At 54.8% G+C, this 1589-nt stretch carries 2 protein-coding genes; both read right to left on the bottom strand.

Translation table 11 applies throughout. The annotated features are described in order from the left end of the window. On the bottom strand, nt 1-540 hold a 540-nt coding region (gene nadD / locus ACOSYY_RS00670; RefSeq protein WP_421660299.1), incomplete at its 3' end, for a nicotinate-nucleotide adenylyltransferase. A 29-nt stretch (nt 541-569) separates the two neighbouring features. After that, on the bottom strand, nt 570-1589 hold a 1020-nt coding region (gene proB / locus ACOSYY_RS00675), incomplete at its 5' end, for a glutamate 5-kinase (RefSeq protein WP_421660300.1).

The raw sequence follows: 1589 nt of genomic DNA on the forward strand, positions 1-1589 counted from the left end.
AGCAAGGTCCGAGGGATACAGTTTGGAAAGAAGAGGCATATCGGCCAGCGCCTGGAAGGATCGCTCAGGCCGGAGTACAATCACGAAGCGACAGATCGCTAAAAGCTCGTGCGGTTCTCTCCATGTAGGGAAGTCAAGAAACGCGTCGAGACCAATAATGAAGAACAACTCAGTGGATGGGCCATAGTGATGTTGTAGTGCGCGGATGGTATCGATTGAGTAAGACTTTCCCTGTCGCTGTATCTCGATATCCGAGACTGTGAAAAGTGGGCTGTCAGCAATCGCAAGACGCACCATTTCGTGGCGTGCATTCGCCGGAGCCAGCGAGCCGTTCCGTTTATGGGGAGGGTCGCCGGTCGGGATAAATAGAACCTGGGAGAGCTGCATTCGTTCGTGTACGTGATGAGCGATAGTCAGATGACAATTGTGTATGGGATTGAAACTGCCGCCGAACAAGCCTAGACGAACTGAAATTGAGCGCTGAGTACTGGCCTCGCCAAGCGGGCTGGGTGCCGAGCGCTGAAGATTTGAGGAATTCATAACTCAGGACTGAGGAATCAGAGCCTAGACTAAAGAATAACTAAATTGTCTCGGTGGATGACTTCTTCGTATTCTTGGGGCCCGAACTGTTCATGAATGTCCGTTGTCTTGAGGCCTTTCATCTGGCCCAATAGGCCGGACGAAACGTTCACCAAGCCTTTAGCAAATTCCGTTCCATCTGTATCGACACAACTGACTGGATCGCCGGCTTCAAACGATCCCGTCACCTGGAGGATGCCCGATGCCAGCAGGCTTTTCCCTCGATTGGTCAAGGCGTCTACCGCCCCCTGGTCGAGATGGACCTGGCCGCGGGAGCGAAGCGTAAAGGCAATCCAATGTTTACGGCTGTTCAGTCGGCGCTCCCGGGCAAGAAAGAGACTTCCACCGGGCCCGCCGGCAAGGACCGTTGGGAGGAGTCCGGCTCGCTCGCCATTGAGGACTAGAGTCGAGATTCCATACTCGCCGACTTTCTTGGCAGCCCGAAGCTTGGTCGCCATGCCTCCTGTACCTTCAAATGTGCTGGAAACTCCTGCAAGGCGCTCGATATCTGGGGTAATCTCCGTGATCAGCGGAATCAAGGTCGCCGACGGATTTTTACGCGGATCTTCCGTATACAGTCCGTCGACATCAGAGAGAATTACCAGCAGGTCCGCATCGGCCAGGTGAGCCACTTCGCTCGCGAGCGTGTCGTTGTCGCCGACCCTGATTTCATCCACCGCGACGGTATCATTTTCATTGATGATCGGCACGATGCCGAAACCGATGAGAGTCGCGAGTGTATGGCGAGCGTTAAGAAATCGGCGGCGATCGGCGAGATCCTGGTGAGTGAGCAGAACCTGCGCCACTTGAATATTGAGACGTTCAAATGCTTTTTCATAAGCCCACATGAGCCGGCTCTGCCCCACCGCCGCTGCCGCCTGCTTGACAGGGAGGCTTTTCGGGTAATCCTTCAGCTGCAACTTTCGGATACCGGACACGATGGCACCGGAAGAGACCACGAAGATTTCCCGACCCTGCGCTCGGAACATCGCAATTTCGTCGGCCAATCG

This window comes from Nitrospira sp. BLG_2 (genome assembly GCF_049222245.1).